This window comes from Longimicrobium sp. (assembly GCF_036554565.1).
Taxonomy (GTDB): Bacteria; Gemmatimonadota; Gemmatimonadetes; order Longimicrobiales; family Longimicrobiaceae; genus Longimicrobium.
Genome location: NZ_DATBNB010000753.1, coordinates 1 through 3,996, shown reverse-complemented (window position 1 = coordinate 3,996; position 3,996 = coordinate 1). Strand labels below are relative to the sequence as shown.

General features: G+C 73.8%; 2 protein-coding genes. Both read right to left on the bottom strand.

What is annotated here, in order from left to right; genetic code table 11:
- Positions 1-134: 134 nt before the first annotated feature.
- Positions 135-3,008: a two-component regulator propeller domain-containing protein gene (locus tag VIB55_RS21215; protein WP_331878670.1), complete on the bottom strand. Its 2,874-nt coding sequence runs from the start codon at positions 3,006-3,008 to the stop codon at positions 135-137.
- A gap of 215 nt (positions 3,009-3,223) precedes the next feature.
- A partial coding sequence (locus VIB55_RS21210) for a hypothetical protein (protein ID WP_331878669.1) occupies positions 3,224-3,996 on the bottom strand: 773 nt, incomplete at its 5' end.

The following is a 3,996-nucleotide window of genomic DNA, read 5'->3' as shown; positions in this document are numbered from 1 at the left end:
CGCATGATGGCACGCCCGCACGAATGGCTTGCCGGAACGGTTTCCGGCCGGCGGGGGCGCATCGCGCGCCAGGGCCACGATCAATCTAACGCCATGCGGTGTCAGAACCTACACCTGCTTCCGTGCGCCGAAATTCAGCCGGGGAGGCCGGGCGCGGCGCGGGCGGCGGAGCGGACGCGCTTGTCGGCGTACATCTGTTCGTCCGCCTGCTGGAGAAGAGCCTCCAGCGTGGCCGGGGACTCGGGATCGAAGCGGCTCGCCCCGACGCTCATCGATAGGGCGTAGGGCCGGCGCACGGTGGCGGCATGGTGCTCGATGGCGTCGTACAGCCGCGCGATGGCCACCTCGGCGCCCCGCGGCGAGGCGTCCCCGGGCGTGCGGCCGATCACCAGCACCGCGAACTCGTCGCCCCCCAGCCGCGCCACCACGTCGGACTTGCGGAAGGTGGATCGCAGCAGCCCGGCGGCGTCGCGCAGCGCCTGGTCGCCCTGCGCGTGGCCCAGATTGTCGTTGATGTGCTTGAGGTGGTCCAGGTCCACGAACAGCACGTGAAAGCCCACGCGCAGCCGCACCGACGTCTGGATCTGCTGCTCCGCCAGCGCCAGCAGGCCCCGGCGGTTGTAGAGGCCGGTCAGCTCGTCGCGCAGCGACATGGCGCGCAGCACCTCTTCGCGCGACGCGAACTCCGCGGCCCGCACCCGCAGCCGGTGCAGGCCGAAGATGGCGGCGGCCAGCAGGAGGATGGCCAGGGCGTAGAACCACCGCGTCTGCCAGAAGTAGGGCCGCAGCCGCAGCGACACCGACGCCGTGTTCGGGCTCCACACGCCGTCCTCGTTTCGCACCTGCACGTGGAAGCGGTAGCGCCCGGGCGGCACGTTGGTGTAGAACGCGGCCCGCCGCGTGCCGCCGTCCACCCATCCGCCGTCGAACCCCTCCAGCCGGTAGCGGAACCGCAACTCGTCCGGAGACACGAAGCTGGGCGCGGTGAAGTGGATTTCCAGCCGGTGGCGCCCGGGTGCGGCGACCACGTCCCGCGCGCCGCTGGACTCGCCGTCGCTGGTAACCACGCGCTCTATCAGCGCCTGCAGCGGCACCGCGTTGCGCAGCAGCCGGCGGGGATCGATCAGCGCCACGCCGGCCGGTGTCGGAAAGTGGAGCACGCCGTCCGGCGCGCGCCACGCTCCGCCGATGGACGAGACCTCCCGCGCCGCCAGCCCGTCGCTGATGCCGAAGGCGTTGGCGTTCACCATCCGCGCCCGCCCCGCGCCCACGGCTTCCAGGTCGCGCCGCGGAACCCGGGCGATCCCCCACGGGCCGGTGAGCCAGAGCGCGCCCGCGCCGTCGTCCAGCGCCTGGAACACGGTGTTGCCGTGAAGCCCGTTCCGGGTGGTGAAGAGCGCCACCTGCCCGCCTCGGAGGCGAGCGAGCCCACGCGAGGTTCCCACCCACAGCGTGCCGTCCGCGTCGTCGATCATGCGGAAGACCGGCTGGCCGCCGAGCGCGGCGGGGCCCGGAACGAAGCGGGCGCCATCCAGCCGGAAGAGCCCGGCGGACTGCGTGCCCACCCACAGCGTGCCGGCGCGGTCCTGGTGCAGGGAAAGCACGTAGCCGTCCGGCAGCCCCTGCGGCGGACCGAAGTGCGTCCACTTCCCGTCCGCCAGCCGCGCGAGGCCGTTGTACGTGCCCACCCACAGCGCGCCGGCCCGGTCCTCCAGCAGCACCCGCACGCGGTCGTCCGGAAGCCCCTCGCGCACGGTGTACGTCGTCGCGCCCCCGCCCCGCAACCGCGTGAGGCCGCTGTTGGTGGCCACCCACACGTCGCCCGCCCGGTCGCGCAACACGTCGCGCGCCACGTCGTCGCGCAGCGCGCCGCTGGCCCGGGTGTACGCGACGGAGCCCGCGGCGGAGCGATGGACGACCCCGCCGCGCGTGGCGATCCACGCCCCGCCCGCGCCGTCGCCCGTGATGGCGGCGGCGAAGTCGTGGGGCAGCTCATCGTGGCTGGTGAGCATCCGCACCGTGGGCCGGCGCAGGCGAAAGAGCCCGCCCTGCCGCGAGCCGATCCACACGTTTCCCTCACGGTCGGCGTGCAGCCCCTCCACCTGCGTGAACGCCTCGCCGTCCGGCCGCGGCACGGGGGTGATGCGGTCGCCCTGGAGGCGGAAGAGGCCGTTGTCCGCCGCCAGCCACCAGGCGCCATCCGGGTCCTGCACCAGGTCGTTCACGGGCGATGGACGCGCGGCGCTCGCCGCCCCCGGACTCGTGACCCGGCCCTGGTGGATGCGCGCCACCCCCGCGAACGTCCCCACCCACACCGCGCCCTCGCCGTCCGTCCGCAGCGCGGTGACGCGGTCGTCCCCCAGCCCGTCGCGGCGCGTGATCCGCGTCAGCGCGCCCCCGCGGTGCCGAAGCACGCCCGAGGCGACCGTGCCGATCCAGAGACCGCCCTCCCCGTCCAGCGCCAGCGCCGTGGCCGCGGGCTCCGGCTCGCCCGCGGGCAGCGCCAGCCGCGTCACCTGCTCGCCCGCGATGCGGCTGACGCCGGCGCGCGTGCCGACCCACATCGACCCGTCCGGATCGGGGAGGAGCGCGGTCACCCGGTCGCTCGTCAGCCCGTCGCGGGTGGTGAACACCCTCCACTCGCCCCCCGCCCACCGCACGACGCCTCCCGTTTCGCTCGCGGCCCACAGCGCGCCCCGCCGGTCCACGGCCAGGCGCCGGAAGCTGGCGCGGGCCAGCCCGGGGATCTCGGCCTCTGCAAAGGAGCGGAACGCGACGCCATCGAAGCGCACCAGCCCCTCGAACGAGGCCAGCCACAGGTAGCCGTCCGGCGTCTGGCGGATGTCGCGCGCCACGTTGGAGGGAAGGCCGTGCTCCGTGCTCCACCCGGTGATGGTGAAGCGAGGCTCCGCGTCCACCGGCGGACGTGCGGGCTGCGCGGCGGCGTGGGATGCCGCGAGCAGCACGGCGGCGAACCCACGCGACCACGGTCCGGCGGGTGGCCTCATCCAAGCGAGCGGGCGGACGCGGAGGGATGGCATCCGGAGGGGCACGGGACCAGGTGAGGAAGCTTTGTCGCGAGTCGCACCAAAGTAGCGGATCGCACCGCGCGGCGACACGGCGCCGAACGAGCCGCGCCGGGTGCGGGAGACGCGAACGCGCGAAGGCCCCGGCACCTGATGGGTACCGGGGCCTTGCTCCGCCGTTCAGGGGCGGGAACGCCTCAAGGCTTCCACGCGGGGCTGCGGAATTCGCGGCTGAAGGGAAGCGGGATGGCGGTGCGTGTCGCGGGATCGATCACCTCCAGCAGAAAGCTCTCGCCGGAACGGGAGATCAGGTACCGCCCGTCGGGCGACCAGTCCACCTCGGGCCAGTACCGGCGTCCGCCGGGGCTCAGTGCGCGGTCCCCGGTTCCGTTCGGCAGTACCCCGCGGATGCTCCCGTCGTCCGCAATGTAGGCGATCAGTTCCGCCACGGGCGACCAGCGGGGTGAGCGCCCCATCACGCCCAGCTTGACGACCGCCAGCGTCTGCAGGTCGAGCACGCTGAGCCGCCACTCGAACGGTGCCTCGAAGACCGCCCGTGTTCCATCCCCGCTGGGCGACAGGCGCACCGTGCGCGCCGGGGCCCAGTCGCGCGGCCTCAGCTGCTGGTGGCCCGTGCCGTCGGGGCGCATCCGCCACAGGGTGAAGTCTTGCTGCGGAAGCATCCCGGTGTAGTACACCCAGGCCCCGTCGCGCGAGTACGCCGGGCCCGCCTGGCCGATGACGGCGGAGTTTTCCGGCAGGGCCGTGCGGGTTCCGGCGGTGTCCACGGCAAAGAGCGGCATCGGGCCGGAGTACTGCGAAGTGCGGTCGGTCACCAGGAGGCGGCTGCCATCCGGCGACCAGGCGGGGGCCGCCTCGTGGGGCGAGTTGAGCGAAACCAGCTTGCGCAGCCCCGACCCATCCAGTTGCACGACGCCCAGGTCGCCGATGACGTTCCCACGCGGGTACG